22 protein-coding genes and 1 other annotated feature are annotated in these 19,158 nt (G+C 37.9%); of the genes, 17 read left to right on the top strand and 5 right to left on the bottom strand.

Translation table 11 applies throughout. The features are described from left to right. The first annotated feature begins 8 nt into the window (after positions 1-8). The 15 genes from mutM (at position 9) to K3T81_RS13400 (ending at position 12,826) form a co-directional block, all read left to right on the top strand. Positions 9-836, top strand: a complete 828-nt coding sequence (gene mutM, locus K3T81_RS13470; RefSeq protein ID WP_238020528.1) for a DNA-formamidopyrimidine glycosylase — start codon at positions 9-11, stop codon at positions 834-836. Between the two features lie 16 nt (positions 837-852). Further along, entirely contained in the window at positions 853-1,464 is a 612-nt protein-coding gene (gene coaE / locus K3T81_RS13465) for a dephospho-CoA kinase (protein WP_238020527.1), read from the top strand. A gap of 126 nt (positions 1,465-1,590) precedes the next feature. Beyond that, a complete protein-coding gene (locus tag K3T81_RS13460) occupies positions 1,591-2,622 on the top strand; it encodes a glyceraldehyde-3-phosphate dehydrogenase (protein WP_238020526.1) in 1,032 nt (343 codons plus the stop codon). 290 nt (positions 2,623-2,912) lie between these two features. Then, positions 2,913-3,293: an adenosylmethionine decarboxylase gene (gene speD / locus K3T81_RS13455; RefSeq protein WP_106897122.1), complete on the top strand. Its 381-nt coding sequence runs from the start codon at positions 2,913-2,915 to the stop codon at positions 3,291-3,293. Positions 3,294-3,508: 215 nt separating this feature from the next. Next, positions 3,509-3,898 carry a cytosolic protein gene (locus tag K3T81_RS13450; RefSeq protein ID WP_106897121.1) on the top strand — a complete coding sequence of 130 codons (390 nt, stop codon included), beginning with the start codon at positions 3,509-3,511 and terminating at the stop codon, positions 3,896-3,898. Positions 3,899-3,938: 40 nt separating this feature from the next. Next, positions 3,939-4,421, top strand: a complete 483-nt coding sequence (gene nrdR, locus K3T81_RS13445) for a transcriptional regulator NrdR (protein WP_036572161.1) — start codon at positions 3,939-3,941, stop codon at positions 4,419-4,421. 31 nt (positions 4,422-4,452) lie between these two features. Further along, a complete protein-coding gene (locus K3T81_RS13440) occupies positions 4,453-5,778 on the top strand; it encodes a replication initiation and membrane attachment family protein (RefSeq protein WP_238020525.1) in 1,326 nt (441 codons plus the stop codon). Positions 5,779-5,805: 27 nt separating this feature from the next. Next, positions 5,806-6,735, top strand: coding sequence for a primosomal protein DnaI (dnaI, locus tag K3T81_RS13435; protein WP_238020524.1), 930 nt, complete (start codon positions 5,806-5,808; stop codon positions 6,733-6,735). A gap of 199 nt (positions 6,736-6,934) precedes the next feature. Continuing rightward, complete coding sequence (ytxC, locus tag K3T81_RS13430) at positions 6,935-7,792, top strand: putative sporulation protein YtxC (protein WP_106897118.1); 858 nt, start codon at positions 6,935-6,937, stop codon at positions 7,790-7,792. 332 nt (positions 7,793-8,124) lie between these two features. Then, on the top strand, positions 8,125-10,068 hold the full coding sequence (gene thrS / locus K3T81_RS13425) for a threonine--tRNA ligase (protein WP_238020523.1): 1,944 nt from the start codon (positions 8,125-8,127) through the stop codon (positions 10,066-10,068). Positions 10,069-10,228: 160 nt separating this feature from the next. Next, positions 10,229-10,351: a sequence feature (ribosomal protein L20 leader region), on the top strand. A 72-nt stretch (positions 10,352-10,423) separates the two neighbouring features. Further along, positions 10,424-10,927 carry a translation initiation factor IF-3 gene (gene infC / locus K3T81_RS13420; RefSeq protein ID WP_036572171.1) on the top strand — a complete coding sequence of 168 codons (504 nt, stop codon included), beginning with the start codon at positions 10,424-10,426 and terminating at the stop codon, positions 10,925-10,927. Positions 10,928-10,958: 31 nt separating this feature from the next. Continuing rightward, positions 10,959-11,156 (top strand): 50S ribosomal protein L35, encoded by a 198-nt coding sequence (gene rpmI, locus K3T81_RS13415; RefSeq protein ID WP_106897116.1) that lies wholly within the window; start codon positions 10,959-10,961, stop codon positions 11,154-11,156. 60 nt (positions 11,157-11,216) lie between these two features. Further along, positions 11,217-11,573: a 50S ribosomal protein L20 gene (rplT, locus tag K3T81_RS13410; protein WP_106897115.1), complete on the top strand. Its 357-nt coding sequence runs from the start codon at positions 11,217-11,219 to the stop codon at positions 11,571-11,573. A gap of 295 nt (positions 11,574-11,868) precedes the next feature. Next, on the top strand, positions 11,869-12,144 hold the full coding sequence (locus K3T81_RS13405) for a DUF1294 domain-containing protein (RefSeq protein ID WP_106897114.1): 276 nt from the start codon (positions 11,869-11,871) through the stop codon (positions 12,142-12,144). Between the two features lie 109 nt (positions 12,145-12,253). Further along, positions 12,254-12,826: a TVP38/TMEM64 family protein gene (locus K3T81_RS13400; protein ID WP_036572178.1), complete on the top strand. Its 573-nt coding sequence runs from the start codon at positions 12,254-12,256 to the stop codon at positions 12,824-12,826. Between the two features lie 57 nt (positions 12,827-12,883). Here the strand turns inward: K3T81_RS13400 and K3T81_RS13395 are convergent, their stop codons facing one another. After that, positions 12,884-13,276, bottom strand: coding sequence for a sigma-w pathway protein ysdB (locus K3T81_RS13395; protein WP_106897113.1), 393 nt, complete (start codon positions 13,274-13,276; stop codon positions 12,884-12,886). 235 nt (positions 13,277-13,511) lie between these two features. Here K3T81_RS13395 and dut point away from each other — a divergent pair, with 235 nt between their 5' ends. Next, positions 13,512-13,946 carry a dUTP diphosphatase gene (gene dut, locus K3T81_RS13390; protein ID WP_106897112.1) on the top strand — a complete coding sequence of 145 codons (435 nt, stop codon included), beginning with the start codon at positions 13,512-13,514 and terminating at the stop codon, positions 13,944-13,946. 100 nt (positions 13,947-14,046) lie between these two features. Continuing rightward, a complete protein-coding gene (locus K3T81_RS13385; RefSeq protein WP_106897111.1) occupies positions 14,047-15,132 on the top strand; it encodes a M42 family metallopeptidase in 1,086 nt (361 codons plus the stop codon). A 279-nt stretch (positions 15,133-15,411) separates the two neighbouring features. Here the strand turns inward: K3T81_RS13385 and K3T81_RS13380 are convergent, their stop codons facing one another. The 4 genes from K3T81_RS13380 to K3T81_RS13365 all read right to left on the bottom strand — a co-directional run bounded on the left by K3T81_RS13380 (position 15,412) and on the right by K3T81_RS13365 (position 19,127). Continuing rightward, positions 15,412-16,044: a lytic transglycosylase domain-containing protein gene (locus K3T81_RS13380; RefSeq protein ID WP_238020522.1), complete on the bottom strand. Its 633-nt coding sequence runs from the start codon at positions 16,042-16,044 to the stop codon at positions 15,412-15,414. Between the two features lie 77 nt (positions 16,045-16,121). Further along, entirely contained in the window at positions 16,122-16,790 is a 669-nt protein-coding gene (locus K3T81_RS13375) for an ABC transporter ATP-binding protein (RefSeq protein WP_238020521.1), read from the bottom strand. After that, the gene (locus K3T81_RS13370) at positions 16,774-17,919 is read right to left on the bottom strand and encodes an ABC transporter permease (protein ID WP_238020520.1); all 1,146 of its coding nucleotides are present in this window, start codon (positions 17,917-17,919) and stop codon (positions 16,774-16,776) included. The genes K3T81_RS13375 and K3T81_RS13370 overlap by 17 nt, the downstream gene beginning before the upstream one ends. Beyond that, positions 17,916-19,127, bottom strand: coding sequence for an ABC transporter permease (locus K3T81_RS13365; protein ID WP_238020519.1), 1,212 nt, complete (start codon positions 19,125-19,127; stop codon positions 17,916-17,918). The genes K3T81_RS13370 and K3T81_RS13365 overlap by 4 nt, the downstream gene beginning before the upstream one ends. Between the last annotated feature and the right edge of the window lie 31 nt (positions 19,128-19,158).

The raw sequence follows: 19,158 nt of genomic DNA, 5'->3' as shown, positions 1-19,158 counted from the left end.
CGAAAAACATGCCTGAATTACCTGAGGTAGAAACAATAAAAAATACACTTAAACAATTTGTATTAAATAAAACAATTGAGCAGGTAGAGGTCTTCTGGCCAAATATTATAAAAGAACCAGATGACGTGCAGCAATTTCAAACACTGCTAACTGGACAGACGATTTCGGATATAACAAGAAGGGGAAAATTTTTACTTTTTCAGCTAGATGATTACGTTATGGTGTCTCACCTTCGGATGGAAGGGAAATATAGTGTAGAGCCACCGGGGGAAGCGGTTAAAAAGCATACTCATGTAATCTTCCGTTTTACAAATGGAGAAGAACTTCGTTATAACGATGTTCGGAAGTTTGGTACAATGCATCTATATCAGCGAGGCAAAGAGCTTCTTAATAAACCGTTGAATCAATTAGGTCCAGATCCATTTGATGCTACTTTTACATTTGAATACTTCTATCAAAAATTGAAAAAAACAGAGCGGGTAATTAAATCGGCCCTCTTAGACCAAACCATCGTGACAGGTCTTGGCAATATTTACGTAGATGAAACATTATATAAAGCTGGTGTCCATCCTTTAAAAAAAGCTAGTAAGCTAACCAAAAAAGAAGTAAAGGCTATTCAGGAACAAGCTATTAAAACATTAGCTGAGGCAGTCGAACTAGGTGGTACAACCATTCGTTCCTATGTAAATGGACAAGGGCAAATGGGAATGTTTCAACAGTCCCTATATGTGTATGGACAAGAAAATAAACCTTGTAAGAAATGCGGAAAACCGATTATGAAGATGAAAGTGGGCGGCCGTGGTACGCATGTTTGCAGTACCTGCCAAAAAAAATAATTGAGGTGGGAGAATAGTGACGCTTAAAATTGGACTTACTGGAAGTATTGCCAGTGGAAAAAGCACCGTCTCTCTCATGTTCCATGATCTTAATGTACCGGTAATCGATGCAGACAAAATTTCTAGAGAAGTAGTAAATCCTCATGAGGATGCATACATTAAAATAGTGGATACATTTGGTAACAGTATTTTGCAAGAAGATAAAACCATAGACCGGGCAAAGCTTGGTGAAATTATATTTAATGACCACGTGATGCGAGAGAAACTTAATAACATCGTGCATCCTGCAGTACGTGAAAGGATGCTTGCTAAAAGAGACGCCTATGTAAAAGCAGGTGTGCCAACTGTTGTATTGGATATTCCTTTACTATTTGAGAGTAACCTAACGCACCTTGTCGATAAGACGCTTGTTATTAGTGTGAGAGAATCGGTCCAGCTAACTCGGCTGATGACTCGGAATGGCTATAATGAGCAAGAAGCAAGGCAACGCATACAGTCACAGATTCCTATTACGGAGAAAGTAAAAATGGCAGATGCCGTGATTGATAATAATGGTACAAAGCAAGAGACATATGAACAACTTGAACAGTTACTTCAACAATGGAGAGACCTAACTACTGAAAACTAAACTAAAATCCGAACCTGACAATTTTGTCAGGTTTTTTCTTTTTAATAAGACACACTAATTAGTTTTTATGTTATACTTATTTTGAAATATCTCGATTAAAGTATAGCTTAACGGGAGGTTGTCTAAATGGGGAAGACAAAAATCGCGATAAATGGGTTTGGAAGAATTGGCAGAATGGTTTTTCGCCAACTGATATTGGACAGTGAAATTGAGGTGGTTGCAGTCAATGCTAATTATTCTGCAGATACATTGGCACACCTAGTTAAATATGATAGTGTACACGGTATTTTTTCCGAAGAAGTGAAAGCGCTTCAAAACGGATTGCAAGTAAATGAAAAGAAAGTAAAGATAGTAAATTCAAGGGAACCGGAGAAGCTGCCGTGGAAAAGCCTTGGGGTTGACATAGTTATTGAAGCAACAGGAAAGTTTAAAACAAAAGAAAGTGCGGGTAAGCATATAGAGGCAGGGGCCAAGAAAGTAGTTATTACAGCACCAGGAAAAGGGTTGGATAGAACCATCGTAATGGGGGTGAATGAGTCAGAATATGACCCCGACACGGATCACATTCTTTCCAATGCTTCCTGTACAACAAATTGCTTAGCGCCCGTAGTAAAAGTATTGGATGACCATTTCGGAATAAAGAATGGCTTGATGACAACCGTCCATGCTTTTACAAATGACCAAAAAAACATTGATAATCCACATAAAGATCTTCGACGCGCTAGAGGTTGTACCCAATCGATTATTCCAACCTCCACAGGAGCGGCCAAAGCGTTAGGTGAGGTTTTACCTCATTTGAACGGCAAATTGCATGGCATGGCACTAAGAGTACCTACACCAAATGTCTCGCTAGTCGACTTAGTCGTAGATCTTAACCACCAGGTTACTACAGAGCAGGTCAACAAGGCTTTTGCTGATGAAGCAGCCGGAAGTATGAAGGGGATTTTACATTATAGTGTAGAACCACTCGTTTCGATTGATTACACCACTACAAATTATTCAGCAATCATTGATGGACTATCCACCATGGTAATGGAAGGGAACAAAGTAAAGGTGCTTGCATGGTATGATAATGAGTGGGGATATGCAAAACGTGTAAGTGACCTTACAAAATATGTGGGGAAATATATGTATCGTACTTCTGCAGTGGTATCGTAAACTGCTTTCAAGATATAATATTTTCGGGGGGCAACCAGTACGGCAATAGATAAAAAGATATAATAGAAGAATTAGAAAAGAGTGAAAGATTCTTATAAGAACATCAATTTTCAAACTTCCCTTTTTCGAAAAAAAACGTGTTGCAAATCAAGCAGAAAACATATATACTTTTCGATGTACTTCCTGATTAAATGGTTTATCCGCTTAAAGGGTTAGGACCTCATCGGACTAACTTTCCCCCGTGGCGGTGTTAGAAATCAGGAGGATCACCATAAATAAGGGGGATTTATATGGATACAATGGGAAGACACGTTATTGCCGAATTATGGGATTGTAATATTGATAAATTAAATGATATGGGATTGATAGAACGAATTTTTGTGGATGCAGCACTTAAAGCTGGTGCAGAGATTCGAGAGGTAGCATTTCACAAGTTTGCACCACACGGTGTGAGCGGTGTGGTTATAATATCAGAATCACATTTAACCATCCACAGCTTTCCGGAACATGGCTATGCGAGCATTGATGTATATACCTGCGGAGACATTATTGATCCAAATGTCGCAGCAACATATATTGCTGAAGCGCTAGAGTCTAAAACTTTCGAAAAAGTTGAAGTTCCACGTGGTATGGGGCCGGTAAAAGCAGGAAAATTCCAAAGCGTATTATAATATAAGAACAGGTTGACTAATTCAGTGATCAAACACTGCTAACTAGTCAACCTTTTATTTTCCCCTAAGCATAGCCACTCTTATGATGTTCAGTCTAGAGGAATTCCCTGAAACATGTTAAGATTAATAGTAATCTATTAAAGATGTAGTTATTACATAGCGATCAGAATTCTTATATTTAAGTTTGAGAATATATTCATGATGAGGTGTGCGATATGGGTGTTCGCAATACGATTGGAAAATATTTAAGTAATCATGCTGAAACTAAGGAAAATCACTGGGACGAGTCACTTAACACACATTATTATAAAACATCAAAAGACAAGGGACTACGTGCCCTTGAAGATATCATTAAAAATTCACCATCCTATGAATTAAACGCTGTTTCAGCAGAACATGGTGAGATTAGCATGTATGTAAAAAAGGGGAAAAAGGCATTTGTTGTAGCGACCGTTATTATGGTTAGGCCCTATCAGACAGCCATTGATTTTTCCGTTACTACAGAGTCAGCCTTACCGTTTGATTTGGGCTATAGCTCAAAGTTAATCAAAACATTATACAATGAACTTAACAAACATCTGCAGCTAATTACGGATAAAAAATAGATTTCCTTCATGAAAAGACATAAAGGAGGGACACCACGACATGAGATGCTCCAATTGCCAATATAAAAGTACAAAAGTATTGGATTCGCGACCAATAGAAGAGGGCCGTTCCATACGAAGACGAAGAGAGTGTGAAGCCTGTGGTTTTCGCTTTACTACCTTTGAAAGAATTGAGGAAGTACCGTTAATCATTGTGAAAAAGGATGGAACAAGGCAGGAATACAGCAGAGAAAAGCTTATTCGAGGCTTAATAAAGGCGTGTGAAAAACGACCCGTTCCGCTTGAAAAAATTGAAGCGGTAGCGATAGATGTTGAGAAAGAACTGCGAAACACTGGTATGTCTGAAATTGACAGCAACGAGATAGGAGAAATGGTGATGGACAGGCTTTCCGAAGTAGATGAAGTGGCATATGTCCGCTTTGCATCTGTTTATCGTCAGTTTAAGGATATTAGTGTGTTTTTTGATGAGTTAAAAGATCTCATTAAAACAGATAAGAATGACGGTACACGTTCAAAACCGTAGTAAATTGGGTTAAGCGAAAGGGTTAATCACGATGAATTTTATTGGTAAAATTTTGCCTATTGAAGGCTATTATGTGGTGGTGAAATCACCTTTACCTGTCGACTATGCAAAATCATTGACCCATTTGTATCAGCCACTGATTGGAATCCAGGCTGTTACATTGTATTTGACATTATTGCATGAAGTAGAATTACAAAAGGAAGATTCACCTCAGACACATCATACATTAATGAATTATTTAAATCTCCCTCTTGATGAAATTTACCAGGCACGATTAAAGCTAGAGGGAATTGGGCTGTTAAAAACATACGAGAACAAGGGTGAAATGCAAAACTATTATACCTATGAGATCCAAAGCCCGTTCTCTGCAAAAAGCTTTTTCTTAGATGGTATGCTTACACAATTACTCTACCATCACATCGGCAAGGATAAATTTGAACTATTACAGGAACATTATACGAAACAACCTGTCACAAAAGGGTCAAATATAACGGCTTCCTTCAATGAAGTGTTTCAAACCTTTCAGCCACAGGCTCCAGCCAATCAGGTGAAGCAGGACGAGAAACCAGCTTCAAGTGAAGCAGTATTTGATTTTACTTGGATAGAACAGATGCTTAGGCAACGCATGATACCAGCACAGCGTGTGTTAACTGGTGAGAATAAGCGACTAATCATTCAAATGATGCAGTTATATGATTTGGAAACATTTGAAATAGAAAAGTCCCTTTTATGGGCACTTACTGAGGATAATGTGCTTAACTCTGAAGAATTTAAAACAGCCTGCCATGATTTATTTAAATCAAAGTACAAGGAAACGGATATACAGTTAACCGAAAAACAATCGAGTCCAACACAGATATCGTCCCAAGAAGTCGTCACGAAGGAAGATCAATTAGTTATGGAACTTGAAAAGATCTCTCCCAAACAGTTATTAGAGGATCTATCAAGCGGTAACCATGCTTCTGATCAGGATATGAAAGTCATCAGAGAAGTTATGACATCACAAGGACTTCCTTCTCCGGTCATGAATGTATTAATTCATTATGTGCTGCTCCAGACTAATATGAAGTTATCCAAGGCCTATTTAGGAAAGATCGCCAGCCATTGGTCGAGAGCCAATTTAAAGACTGCGAAGGAAGCGATGGCTTTTGCAAAGAGAGAAACAAAGAATTTCCAAAAAGGGAACCAAGCAGCTTCTAGCTATAGAAAACCGGCGTCGAAAGAAATTATTCCGGATTGGTTCAAGGAGCGGAAGAAAAAGCAGCCCTCCACTTCAAAGGAACAAAATGTAGATAAAGAAAAAGAGCAACAGGAAATTGAGGCATTGCTGCGCCAATTTTCAGGTGAAAATAAATAAAAATAATCATTTGCAAGGATGATTGAGATGAAACCAGTACAATCTGAATTAAAACGCTGGATGGAGCAAAATGAAAATTTCCAGGAAAACTATAACCGTACGAGACAGGAAGTATTAACTGATCCGGAAATAAAGGAATTTTTAGCTGCACATCCCGAATTAAAAAAGAACGAGATTAATAAGAGTTTAATAAAGCTCTACGAATATAAGACACAGTCGAAACAATGTGATCGTTGTAATTCTTTTGGTGGTTGCCAGAATATGCTACAGGGCTATTCGCCAATTCTACACGTGGAAGATAACGAAATTCATCTTTCCTATGAAAAATGCCATAGTAGAGTTGATTATGAGAGGCAACAAAAGCAGCATAAACTAATCAAAAGTCTATTTATGCCTAAGGAAATCATGCAGGCAACGATCGCCGATATTGACAGTGACCCCGAGCGAAGTGAGGCTGTTAGACAGCTATTACATTTTGTGGGACAGGTTAAAGAAGGATTACCTAAAAAAGGAATCTACTTTTACGGGCCATTTGGAGTAGGAAAAACGTATTTTCTTGGTGCTTTAGCAAATCAGTTGAAGGAGAAAAACATTTCCTCGACACTAATCTATATGCCTGAGTTCGTAAGGGAAATAAAAGCTTCCTTTAAGGATGACTCGATTAATGATAAAATTGATTACTTTAAAAAAGCAGATGTCTTAATGCTTGACGATATTGGGGCAGAACTTCATTCAGCCTGGTTCCGTGATGAAATTCTTGGGTCTATTTTACAATATCGCATGATGGAGGGGCTGCCGGTCTTTTTTACATCCAACTACAGTATGGATCAGTTAGAGGGTCATTTGGCTACAACACGTGGTGGCGTAGAGGAAGTTAAAGCAGGTAGAATTATGGAACGAATAAAACAAGTAAGCAAAGAAGTGCGAATTGCTGGAGGAAATCGAAGAGACATCTAGCATCTGTGGGCCTGAAACTAGTTAGGTAAACAAGAAGATCTCCATTTTACTTAAAAAAAGCTGGTGATAGAGTTTAGGAACTCTGTTACCAGTTTTTTCTTTTTATTTACTATATTGACTAGTTTCAGTTGTTTATTCATTTTTTGCTCTCCTCGTCCATATAATGTAACAGTTTGGTGTTGGGTGAGGGTGATGATGATTGCTTGAAGTATATTTTGAGTCAGATAAAGAAGTAATCCGATTCTGTGAACTGCTTTTTCGCTACAATAAGGGAATCGAGTTACACTGGAAAACCAATAAAGATTGGGGGAATCATATATTATTTGAAAAAGAGATAAAGTCAAATGAACTATTTGATGCCATTTCGAAGGCGATGGTTGAAGTATTTGTTACCCACCGTTTAACAGCAATGATAAACGCCATTATTGAAGAATATTATTATTATACAAACCAAGATGAAATGGAAAAAATACTTGAATTAACACAATGGATATTTGCAGGGGAAGACGAGGACAGTCGCCGTGTCAGAAAAGACAAAGATCCTAGGCAACTCTTAATGTCGCTTTTTATGGCAAATATAAAAAATACGCCTACGGTACACTATGATTCTATTGTAAAGTTTCGTTTAAACGTTTTTAAAGACAAGCTAGTTCATTATGTAGGATTGGCAATAGATGAGTTCAAACGGGAAGAGGACCATCAAGAATTTGTTTATTTACTCCGTGAATACATTGCAAAAAAAGAGCCTAGCTTTAAAATTATTCATATTTTACAAGGCGATCCTTTTTCCTTTTTTAAGCAGAATGGAAAAAGGTTGTCTAAAATGGAATTACACTTGCTCATGCAAAAGGAACCGTTATATATTGTTGGGCTTGATGAGGATGAACTTAATTTGGCACCGCTTGTAGCCATGGCTCCAGAGAAAATTAAAATTTATGGAGATCATCCATCAGAGCCAAAAACACTAACAGTTATTAATGTTTTTCAGGAAAGAGTAGACTTTGAACCATACAATAATTTTCCTTTTGCCTTCTACTTAAACAATCGCCAAAAATAGGGCTTGCATTTCTGTATAGCAACAGATATAATACTGATTATAAATTATCTCAACTTAAAGGTTTTGAGAAGGACATGATTTGTTGAACTGAGTTAGTACAGAGATGGGAGCCTTGGCTGTAAGCTTCCTCTATACCATCAACTAATTACCCCCTTTGAACCCTGCTGTGGAAATGAAGTAAATAGCAGCGTATGATCTGCGTTAAAGATGTTATAAAGCCGTAATAAATTGTTGCGGAAACTTGGGTGGAACCACGACGTGTCAGCGCTCGTCCCTTTGCAAATTAGCAGAGGGATGGGCGCTTTTTAATTGTAGAGAAGGAGTGAGCAGAAATGTCGGAAGCAGTAACCATTATTTTTCCTGACGGAGCTGAAAAACAGTTTCCAGCAGGATCAACAGGAGAAGATATTGCAAGTTCTATCTCCAGTGGACTAAAAAAGCAAGCAGTTGCAATTAAACTGGATGGTGAACTAGTTGATTTAAAACGTGAGCTTTATCACGGTGGCAAAATAGAAATCGTCACCTATAAAAATGATGAAGGTATTGAAGTAATGCGCCATTCTACAGCTCATTTGATGGCACAAGCAATCAAGCGCTTGTATGGTGACGTTAATTTTGGAGTAGGTCCAGTGATTGAAGAGGGATTCTATTATGATATCGAAATGGATCAATCTGTAACACCAGAAGACTTACCAAAAATCGAAAAAGAAATGAAGCGTATTGTGGATGAAAGCTTAGAAATTAAAAGGATAGAAGTATCCCGTAACGAAGCAAAGGAAATGTTTAAGGACGATCACCTCAAGCAAGAATTAATTGATGCCATTCCTGAAGAGGAACAAGTGACAATCTATAAACAAGGTGAATTCTTTGATCTTTGTCGCGGTATTCACGTTCCATCTACGAATAAAATAAAGGCATTTAAATTGTTAAGCATCTCTGGGGCATATTGGCGTGGAGATAGTAATAATCAACAACTACAACGTATCTACGGAACAGCTTTTGAAAAGCAAAGCCAAGTGGATGAGTATTTGCGCATTTTGGAAGAACGTAAAGAACGAGACCACCGTAAATTAGGCAAAGAGCTTGAGATATTTACTGTCTCACAAAAAGTTGGACAAGGGCTGCCTCTGTGGCTTCCAAAGGGTGCTACTATTCGCCGTAACATTGAACGTTATATTGTAGACCTTGAGGAACGCTTAGGTTATGACCATGTATACACCCCAGTACTGGGTAGTGTCGACCTATATAAAACAAGTGGCCACTGGGATCATTACCAGGATGACATGTTCCCTGTAATGGAAATGGATAACGAAGAATTAGTTCTTCGTCCTATGAACTGTCCACATCATATGATGGTGTATAAAAACCAACTATATAGTTACCGTAACTTACCTGTAAGGATTGCAGAGCTTGGAACGATGCATCGTTACGAAATGTCAGGAGCTCTAGCTGGCTTACAGCGTGTCCGTGCGATGACATTGAATGATGCTCATATTTTTGCACGTCCTGATCAATTGAAGGATGAATTTATCCGGGTAGTAGAGTTAGTACAAAAAGTATATGAAGACTTTGGTATCGAAGATTATTATTTCCGTCTATCCTATCGTGACCCAGAGGATAAAGAGAAGTATGTAGATAACGATGCAATGTGGGAAAAAGCACAAGCCATGCTGAAAGAAACAATGGAAGAAATGAATGTAGAGTATGTAGAAGCTGAAGGAGAAGCAGCATTTTACGGACCAAAGCTTGATGTTCAGGTGAAAACGGCTCTCGGCAAAGATGAAACACTTTCCACAGTTCAATTGGACTTCCATCTGCCAGAACAATTTGATCTAACTTATATTGGGGAAGATGGAAAAGAGCACCGACCAGTGGTTATTCACCGAGGTGTTGTTTCTACAATGGAACGCTTTGTTGCATTCTTAATTGAGGAATACAAAGGAGCATTCCCAACCTGGTTAGCTCCCGTTCAAGTAAAAGTGATTCCTGTATCTCCACAAGTCCATCTGGAATATGCCAAAAAAGTGGCCGACGACCTCCGTTTAGATGGGGTGCGTGTATCCCTTGATGAAAGAGACGAGAAAATTGGGTACAAAATACGGGAAGCACAAACACAGAAAATCCCATTTGCACTCGTTCTTGGTGATAATGAGATTAATGAAGATGCCGTAAATGTAAGACGCTACGGTGAAAAAGCTTCCAACACCTTATCTTTTGAGGCATTTAAACAATTAATTAAAGAAGAAATAACAAGTAAAACATTATATACAAAATAAATATCTAAAGGGTAAATCCGTTTTCAAAGGATTTACCCTTTTTAAATGGAGATATCTATGATAGAATAGATTTTGGTTAAGAACTCATTGTTGTTTACCATGTGTTGACAGCAGTATTTTTAAATGATATGATAATTAAGTTGAAAACATTATATGATCTTAAGACAAGAAGAAGCACCCGCTTCTCACCTGATCGACGCTCTATTGCAGTTGACTGGTTCCGAACTTTTTTAAACGATTGGAGACGTGTGGGTGCATTTTGTACCGACGCTTTTTTAATGTATATGATTCGCTTGTCAATAGAGATCAGAAACACGCAAAATAACTTTGGAGGTGGCTGGCTATTAGCAAAGATATGAATGTTAATGAGAAAATCCGTGCTAGGGAAGTACGTCTTATTGATTCAAACGGTGATCAGCTTGGAGTGAAATCACGCCAGGAAGCACTTGAAATCGCACAAACAAGAAACCTAGATTTAGTGTTAGTTGCACCGAATGCGAAACCGCCTGTTTGTCGGATTATGGATTACGGTAAATTCCGTTTTGAACAACAGAAGAAAGAAAAAGAAGCACGTAAGAAACAAAAAATCATTAATGTTAAAGAAGTACGCTTTACTCCAGGAATTGGCGATCATGATTTTGAAACAAAACTAAAGAACGCTAGAAAATTCCTAGAGAAGGGTGATAAGGTAAAAGCAGCAGTCCGTTTTCGTGGACGTGCTATTACCCACAAGGAGCTTGGACGTGAGGTGCTAGATCGTTTCGCTGAAGAAGTGAAAGATATTGCAACCGTTGAAACCAAGCCGAAAATGGAAGGTCGTAATATGTTTATGATGATCGCTCCAGTTAACGAAAAATAATATTTGGACAGCTTACGAGGAGGAAATAACTATGCCAAAAATGAAGTCCCATAAAGGTTCTCAAAAACGTTTTAAGAAGACTGGAACTGGAAAACTTAAACGCGCACATGCTTACACAAGCCATATGTTCGCAAACAAATCTCAAAAACAAAAACGTAAACTTCGTAAAGGTACTGTTGTATCTGCAGGAGATTTCAAACGTATCAAAACAATGCTTCCATACAAATAAGTTAAGAAGCACATACGAATAAAAAGACTACTATGAGATGTATTTTAGGAGGGAATTTATATGCCACGTGTAAAAGGTGGAACAGTAACGCGTCAACGTCGTAAACGCGTCCTTAAATTAGCAAAAGGTTATTATGGTTCAAAGAGAACGTTATTTAAAACAGCAAAACAACAAGTAATGAAATCAGGTCAGTATGCTTATCGTGACCGCAGACAGAAAAAACGTGATTTCCGTAAACTATGGATCACACGTATTAATGCTGCAGCTCGTTTGAACAACCTTTCATACAGCAAATTAATGTACGGTTTAAAAGTTGCTGGTATTGATATCAACCGTAAAATGCTTTCAGATCTTGCTATTAATGATGAGCAAGCATTCGCTCAATTAGCAGAAAAAGCTAAACAAGCTGTTAAGTAAAAAACGTTTAGGTGCATCCGTTTCTAGTGGAGCTAAGTCTCCATCTGATTCGGCCCTAAATGGTAGAAGGCCAAATCTTTTATTTTATAAGAGATCTGGTCTTTTTTACACTTTAGGAAAGTATAAAATTCCAGCAAGGAAGCAAAGTCGATGCAGTTGAAATTTTGAGGTTCCAAGTATAAGAAAAACGTACACATTTGCTAAAGGACGAGCGAATGTGAGTTTTTCTAAAATAGCATAATACATAGTCTATCATTTAAAATTATCAAGTAGTTACAAGAAGGAAGGTATTCCAATGGACGAGTTGAATGGATTGCTGCTATATCTTCTAGGCGTTAATATCATTGCATTTATTATGATGGGTTTAGATAAGCAAAAAGCAAAAAAGAGACAATACCGTATACCCGAAAGGACGTTCTGGCTTTTAGCGATTGTTGGTGGAGCTCTAGGGGCGATTATTGGAATGCAACGATATAGACACAAAACCAAGCATAAAACATTTGTATGGGGTATGCCTATCTTGCTATTAGTCAATATAGCTTCCGTTGTGTATCTGCTTTATTCCATTTAAAACTTTACATAACGCTCTATTAGGGCATAATCCGACAATGACCATCATATAATGAGGTGAGGAGGTGGGCAAAGAGGCTTGAGCAGGCTCTGAAGCGAGGAGGTTTGTTATGGAGCTGTTTGGAAATTACCTGATGGCGTTTATTGAAACAGGAGGATTTTTGGCACCGTTGTTATTCATCAGCTTTCACTTATTAAGGCCGTTATTTTTCCTTCCAGTTGTTTTCATTTGTATCTCCGGAGGGGTGCTGTTTGGTGCGGTTGCTGGCAGTGTTTATTCATTAATTGGTATTACGTTATCCAGTATTATGTTCTACTATGTAATTCGTTGGATGCCCGGAACGTTTAACAAATTAGTCCGTGTCAAACATAAATTAATCGGAAAGCAGACCTCGTTCACACCATCTCAAATTGCATTACTTAGGCTTGTGCCATTTATCCATTTTCACTTACTTTCCCTATGTTTAATGGAAATTTCAGCTGGCTTTAAGGATTATACAAAGTCTGCACTTATTACCAACATTCCATTAGCCTTTGTTTACACATCCATTGGTCAATGGATTTCTAATTTAACCCCACTTCATATCTTCATTTTCCTAATGGCTCTGCTTCCTTTATTATACTTATTGAGACGAAAAGAGATAATAATTAAATGGAATGAATTCTTCCACCCAGCGACATAATTTAATGAATAAACCACTCATCTGATGATGAGTGGTTTTTAGTTTGTTTTATAATATTTACTCAATGCTTGTAAGAAGCAGCTGATTTATTGGATGCTTCCATTCAATACTTGCATATGGATATCGCATTAAAATTTCTTTCTCCATAAAATAAAGATCATCTCTCGTAAGCCCTCTTAGTTCAAGGGGATCTCGTACCGTAACATGGATGTTCACTACTTCAAATGCATCCTCGGTTGTACCTAAATACTTTTCTCCTTCAAATAAACAACCTTTATAGACAAACTGCACATTTTTTTTACTGTTATTTGGTTCGTCAAGAAAGAAAAATTCATTTGCTACCTTGGCCAGACGCAGCCGCCGTGAAGGATTGCGATAGTATTGTATTAATGTATAAACGAGGAGTACCAGTGCGATGATAACGAGTACGCGAAATAGAATCACAATCATAAAGATACACGTCTCCCTGCAGATTAATACTCGTTATACGTATACCAAGGGAGGAAGGTTTCACTTTTTGTCTAAAAAATAATTTCATGACTTTAATAATGTCTTGTTTAATATTAAAGGTCCAATCATGTTAAAATGAAATGATTGTAATGTTGATTAAGAAAAGAAGAACAAGTGCATCGCTATCAGCGCACACATATTGTAGCTAGATGGAAATAGGGGAGAGGTTGATTTCATGACATATACATTAAAAGTAAAATTAGTTGATGAGGAAGCAACATTACCATTCCGCGCAAATGAAGGGGATGCTGGGATGGATTTATTCTCAATTGAAGAAAAAACAATTAAAGCAGGCGAGTCAGCTTTAGTAAGAACGGGAATTCAAATTGAGTTACCACAAGGAACAGAGGCACAGGTAAGACCTAGAAGTGGGTTAGCGTTAAAGCACTCTGTTACGGTTCTGAATAGTCCCGGAACAATTGATGAGGGGTATCGGGGGGAGATAAAAGTAATCTTAATTAACCATGGGAAAGAAGATTTCCAGGTTTTGAAACAAATGCGAATTGCCCAAATGGTTGTCGCGCCTGTCGCACAAATAAATCTTGTTGAAACAGTCATTATGTCTGAAACTGCTAGAGATAAAGGGGGATTTGGTTCCTCTGGAAAATAAATGAGGATGCCTTTTCAAAACTACGTTTCTGTTTTGTTATTTTTCAAAAAACGGTTATACTGTAAGGGAACATTATATTATAGGAGGTACTGGTACATATATGGCAAAACTAGATGAAACATTAACAATGCTGAAGGATTTAACTGACGCTAAAGGGATTTCTGGGAATGAAAAAGAAGCAAGAGAGGTAATGCATAAATATATCTCTCCATATGCAGATGAGGTGTATACCGATAATCTAGGGAGTTTAATTGCTAAAAAAGCTGGCGATGAAAATGGACCAAGCATTATGGTTGCAGGTCATTTGGATGAGATTGGCTTTATGGTAACACGGATCGATGAGAAAGGCTTTGTTTATTTTCAAACCATTGGCGGATGGTGGAACCAAGTTATGCTCGCACAACGTGTAACGATTATGGGAACTAAAGGAGATGTAACTGGTGTAATTGGTTCAAAACCACCACATATTCTCTCTGCAGAAGCACGTAAGAAACCTGTAGATATCAAGGATATGTTTATTGATATTGGCGCTTCTAGTAAGGAAGAGGCAAAAGAATTTGGTGTAAAACCTGGAGATTCTATTGTCCCTTATTTTGAGTTTACCCAAATGAATAATGAGAAGTTGCTAATGGCAAAAGCTTGGGATAATCGTATCGGATGTGCTATCGCAATAGAAGTGTTAAAACAGTTAAAAGATACAGATCACCCTAACGTTGTATATGGAGTGGGAACTGTTCAGGAAGAAGTCGGACTGCGTGGTGCTAAGACAGCTGCACATACGATAAAGCCAGATATTGGTTTTGGTGTTGATGTAGGAATTGCTGGAGATATGCCAGGTGTATCAGACAAAGATGCTGACAGTAAGCTAGGAGAAGGCCCACAGATTGTTTTATACGATGCTTCTATGATATCTCACAAAGGAGTTAGAGATCTTGTATTAGCAACTGCTGATGAGAACAACATTCCTTATCAGTACACTTCTATCGCGGCTGGTGGTACGGACTCAGGTTCTATTCATTTAACTGCAAATGGTGTACCGTCATTATCTATCACGGTAGCTACTCGCTATATACATTCTCATGCAGCAATTTTGCATCGTGATGATTTTGAAAATGCTGTGAAGATCATTGTAGAAACCATTAAAAAACTGGACGCAGATACAGTAAAAGACATTGTACTAAGTTAAGCAGGGATAAGGAAATACCTTGCATAGACTAAAGAGTATAGAATAAAGAAACGCCGAACGAGATTTGAGCTCTAAAAGAGTTACAATAACGTTCGGCGTTTATATGTCCACATTTTTTTGCCGCGGTGCAAACATCCGTAAGACTCCCACTTTAAAACACAAAGTGAAACCTTTAGTTTTTAGTGGGAGTAAACGGTCGCTAACACCCCGATTCGTTTAACTAACAATCAGTGGGGGAAGAAAGAATCCCCCAACTGATTGTAGTTTCACTTTATGAAATTATGCTAAGTAGCTGTTCATAACTTTTGTTACATAATTTTGTGTTTCTTTAAATGGTGGAATGCCTTGATGTTTGTCAACATTACCTGGACCAGCATTATAGGCAGCAAGTGCCAATTCCATATTTCCGTTATATCGACTAAGCATCTGACTTAAGTATTTTGCTCCGCCTTCTATGTTTTGCTGTGCGTCAAATGGATTTGTTACTCCAAGCCCTCTAGCTGTAGCGGGCATCAGTTGCATGAGACCTTGGGCACCAGCAGTACTGCGTGCGTTTTGGTTATAATTGGATTCATTTTTAATAACCGCATATATAAGTTTTTCATCCAAGCCATACTTTGTAGCTGCTTCTTGTACATATGTATTATACTGTGAAGCAGCACCAGTTGCCTCTGTTGTGAAAGTTGGCGATGGACTGGATTGTATTGCAGTATAAAGAGTATTCATATTTGAAACATTTTTATTTAAATCAGCACTCTGAGTTGTTGCCTGGTTTATTCTTTCCTGTAGCATTTGTTTAAATGCTAATTCCATCATGGGGGAACCATTAGAGTAAGGACTTGAGCCAGAAGATGAAGTCAACGTAGCCATTGCCTGATATTGAATCATTTGTTGTAACTCTCTTATCTCCATAGTAACTGCCCCCTTTCTCTTTTAAAATAGCTTACAGGATTATTTTACTATAATCTATCTATTATGCAATATAAATTTTAAACTGGAATAATAGACTTACCTGCTTCTTCAAGTAGGTTTTTATAAAAAGGATCTTCCCCGATACAGACAATTCGATCACATAATGAAATAATTTCATCCATATCATGGGAAGTGTAAACGATGATTTTGCCTTCATCCTTAGCTAATCGTTTTAGATAGTTGCCGATCTCTTTGCGCGATTTAAGGTCTATACCTACTGTAGGCTCATCAAGCAACAGTAGATCCGGATCATGAATTAGACTGATTGCAATGTTTAATTTACGCTTCATCCCACCAGACAAGGACTTAACAGGGTCCTTCCATCTATTGAGCTTCATATCCAAACAGAGTTGTTTTAGCTGGGTTTTAGTTCTATTGGTCCAGGCCAGCTTTTCAAAAAACACCATATTTTCTTCTACGGTAAATTCATCCCATAAGGCTATTTCTTGGGGCACAAACCCAATCTGTTTCCGGAGTTTCTTTTTATCTTCAAAATTTCGTTCATACAGTGATAGGCTACCATTAGTTGGTTTTTGTAAGGTGGCAAGGATCTGCAGCAGAGTAGATTTCCCCGCGCCATTTTCCCCAACCAAACCGATGACTTCTCCTGGATTAACGATGAAATTAATGTCTCGTAATACTTTTCGCGTTCCGTAATTTTTTGATAGGTTATGCACCTTTAACATTTCTCTTCTCCTTTCGTACAAACCATATTGCAATTAGGATAACAAATAAAATATTCCATTCATATCCAATTTCTTTAGAAAGAAAGGGTGCTAGTGGATTTCCTAATTGTAGCCATGGATAGCGACTTATTAATCCTTCAGTCGGAAGAATGGCACCACTTATAATGGCAATTAAAAGTGTGAGCACAAACGAGAAACCATAATAGACAGGTAATTTATTAATCCATATGGCAAGTAAGAATGCTCCCATTAAAACGGTAAGTCGAAAGGAGAGGACAGCAAAGATTAATACCAGCGTTACAGCTTCTCCTAAGGATTTGAAAAATACTGCAATTGTTACGATGTCTATAATGATAAATAACAGCAGATATAACATAGCATTTCGCAGTAGATATGATTTAAGTGCTATTCGCATAAAGAAAAAACGTGGCGATAAGCTCTTGCGTCGCTCCCGTATAATCCAATCCATTACCATAAAGGTAGAAAGGATTGAAAAAATGGCCCATACTCCCCAGGGATTAAATAAAACAAATCGGTTTGCATCCTCTTCAGTTTGCGCGTTTAAAAAAGTAAAGGAAGTCTGTAGTAAGTTTTCTTCTGCTTCTACTGCCTTACTTTTGTCCACAATTTCTTCCCAAGTCCAATTTCCCCCTGTATTTGCATATTGTTCACTAAGTTCCTGAATAGTGAGCACTGCTTTCGTTCTACCGGTATCCTGCTGGACGTAGGACATCACCATTTCCGCAATAGGAGAGTAAGCAAAGGATAGGTCTGAACGATAACTCTTGATCAGACGGTTTCTACTTCCTTTTTTTATTTGTTCCTCATAGCCTTCCCGTATGATAAATACACTATCAAGCTGGTGTTGTTCCAGCTGAGTTAAAGCTTCATCTTCAGATAGTTGTTCAACTCGAATGATAGGCGTCTGTTTGATAGAATCAACCAAGTCCAATGCCATAGGGGTGGTCTCTTCTACGACAATTCCTACTGGGACTTTGCTATCTTGTTGTAGAGAATTTGTTAACCCCATAATGGTCAGAGTCGCAATAATAGGAAATAGGAGCCAAAAAAGAAGCGATCCCCAATGCTTTTTTAAATGGATGAAGCGTGTTTGAAGAATTGCTTTCATTCCTGAATTCGCTCCTTTCCAATAGCTGTCCCTATAAAAATAAGAGTAGTAGCAATCGTTAGAAGCAAGAGTGGAATATAGTCAACAAATACTCTGTTATTTAAAACAATTTCTTGCACCCAATGGAGTGCCTCCACAGAGGGAACATAGTCTATAAATTTTTGGATGACGACTGGAAAATAAATTGTCGGAATAAGTGCACCACTTATTAGAAGGTAAACACCGCTTAATATACTTTGGGTTAGCATACGTAATTTTTGCGAGAAAATTATTATTTCTACCATCCCGAGAGCAAAGAGAAATTGAGTACTATAAAGCATGCTAAGCAGTAAGACCCGTCCATAGTCTTCTATCGTCATATCCCAATCAAGTAATGAATGGAAAAGAAAAAGGGCAATTGCGGAAAATAACGTAGCTACTATAAGCGTAACGCTCATTTTGGCAAATGTCTGCTGTAACTCGGTAACACCATATAATTTCATCCGCTGCTTAAGTCGCACAGTGTCTTCCTTAGATAAAAAGTTATAAATAACAAAAAGCCATAATGTTACAAAAGTAAACCAAAAAGACAAGCTATAATAATTCAGTGGGTTAGATGTAGCCGCATTGCTAATTTCACTTTCATTTACTATTCTGTCTTTTCCGATTGTGTAGAAAAAGTATTCCTTGAATTGTTCAAAGAGTAGATCGCTTCTTGTTTCACTATCTATATCCAACTGCTTCGCATAATAATTAATGGTCAGAATATTAGCCTGTGAAGCACGTATGTGTCGTGTCACGCTTTCAATTAACTCTCTTACTAATTGGCTTTGTGCCGGTTGTGTTGGATTACCTACGATTGGAAACTCTACTGATCGACCTTGATAGAGGTCTTCTGTAAACCCTTTTGGGATGACTAGATAAGCACTCAAGCTGTCATCTTCTATTCGTTCAATCGCTTGCTGCTCTTCCATCCCTCTAAGTTCGAGGAAAGAGCTCAGCGGGGTCTCTTCAATTAATTGACTCACGAGTTGTGTTTCTTCCGATTGGTCTTGATCAACGATCCCGACTTGAACAGGGGCATGCTCATCGTTAATAAAAAACTGAAGTATAATAAATAGCACAAGACCTGTTAATAAGATCGGAAAAAGCAAAAGAAGAGGAAGTGAGAGCCACTTCCTCCTAAACTGTAATACATTATTTTTAACAAATAATCTTACATTCCTCATGAAATGCATTCTAGCACTTCCATTTCTTTAA

It is taken from the genome of Oceanobacillus jordanicus, assembly GCF_022095695.1.
In the GTDB taxonomy this organism is placed as follows: domain Bacteria; phylum Bacillota; class Bacilli; order Bacillales; family Amphibacillaceae; genus Oceanobacillus_B; species Oceanobacillus_B jordanicus.
This window is presented reverse-complemented; position numbering and strand designations above follow the sequence as displayed.

What these genes read in the sequence shown, in the direction of transcription:
- mutM (WP_238020528.1), top strand. Translation starts at nt 9, where the DNA reads ATGCCTGAATTACCTGAGGTAGAAACAATAAAAAATACACTTAAACAA.
- K3T81_RS13460 (WP_238020526.1), top strand. Translation starts at nt 1,591, where the DNA reads ATGGGGAAGACAAAAATCGCGATAAATGGGTTTGGAAGAATTGGCAGA.
- speD (WP_106897122.1), top strand. Translation starts at nt 2,913, where the DNA reads ATGGATACAATGGGAAGACACGTTATTGCCGAATTATGGGATTGTAAT.
- K3T81_RS13450 (WP_106897121.1), top strand. Translation starts at nt 3,509, where the DNA reads ATGGGTGTTCGCAATACGATTGGAAAATATTTAAGTAATCATGCTGAA.
- nrdR (WP_036572161.1), top strand. Translation starts at nt 3,939, where the DNA reads ATGAGATGCTCCAATTGCCAATATAAAAGTACAAAAGTATTGGATTCG.
- K3T81_RS13440 (WP_238020525.1), top strand. Translation starts at nt 4,453, where the DNA reads ATGAATTTTATTGGTAAAATTTTGCCTATTGAAGGCTATTATGTGGTG.
- dnaI (WP_238020524.1), top strand. Translation starts at nt 5,806, where the DNA reads ATGAAACCAGTACAATCTGAATTAAAACGCTGGATGGAGCAAAATGAA.
- thrS (WP_238020523.1), top strand. Translation starts at nt 8,125, where the DNA reads ATGTCGGAAGCAGTAACCATTATTTTTCCTGACGGAGCTGAAAAACAG.
- infC (WP_036572171.1), top strand. Translation starts at nt 10,424, where the DNA reads ATGAATGTTAATGAGAAAATCCGTGCTAGGGAAGTACGTCTTATTGAT.
- rpmI (WP_106897116.1), top strand. Translation starts at nt 10,959, where the DNA reads ATGCCAAAAATGAAGTCCCATAAAGGTTCTCAAAAACGTTTTAAGAAG.
- rplT (WP_106897115.1), top strand. Translation starts at nt 11,217, where the DNA reads ATGCCACGTGTAAAAGGTGGAACAGTAACGCGTCAACGTCGTAAACGC.
- K3T81_RS13405 (WP_106897114.1), top strand. Translation starts at nt 11,869, where the DNA reads ATGGACGAGTTGAATGGATTGCTGCTATATCTTCTAGGCGTTAATATC.
- K3T81_RS13400 (WP_036572178.1), top strand. Translation starts at nt 12,254, where the DNA reads ATGGAGCTGTTTGGAAATTACCTGATGGCGTTTATTGAAACAGGAGGA.
- K3T81_RS13395 (WP_106897113.1), bottom strand. Translation starts at nt 13,276, where the DNA reads ATGATTGTGATTCTATTTCGCGTACTCGTTATCATCGCACTGGTACTC.
- dut (WP_106897112.1), top strand. Translation starts at nt 13,512, where the DNA reads ATGACATATACATTAAAAGTAAAATTAGTTGATGAGGAAGCAACATTA.
- K3T81_RS13385 (WP_106897111.1), top strand. Translation starts at nt 14,047, where the DNA reads ATGGCAAAACTAGATGAAACATTAACAATGCTGAAGGATTTAACTGAC.
- K3T81_RS13380 (WP_238020522.1), bottom strand. Translation starts at nt 16,044, where the DNA reads ATGGAGATAAGAGAGTTACAACAAATGATTCAATATCAGGCAATGGCT.
- K3T81_RS13375 (WP_238020521.1), bottom strand. Translation starts at nt 16,790, where the DNA reads ATGTTAAAGGTGCATAACCTATCAAAAAATTACGGAACGCGAAAAGTA.
- K3T81_RS13370 (WP_238020520.1), bottom strand. Translation starts at nt 17,919, where the DNA reads ATGAAAGCAATTCTTCAAACACGCTTCATCCATTTAAAAAAGCATTGG.
- K3T81_RS13365 (WP_238020519.1), bottom strand. Translation starts at nt 19,127, where the DNA reads ATGAGGAATGTAAGATTATTTGTTAAAAATAATGTATTACAGTTTAGG.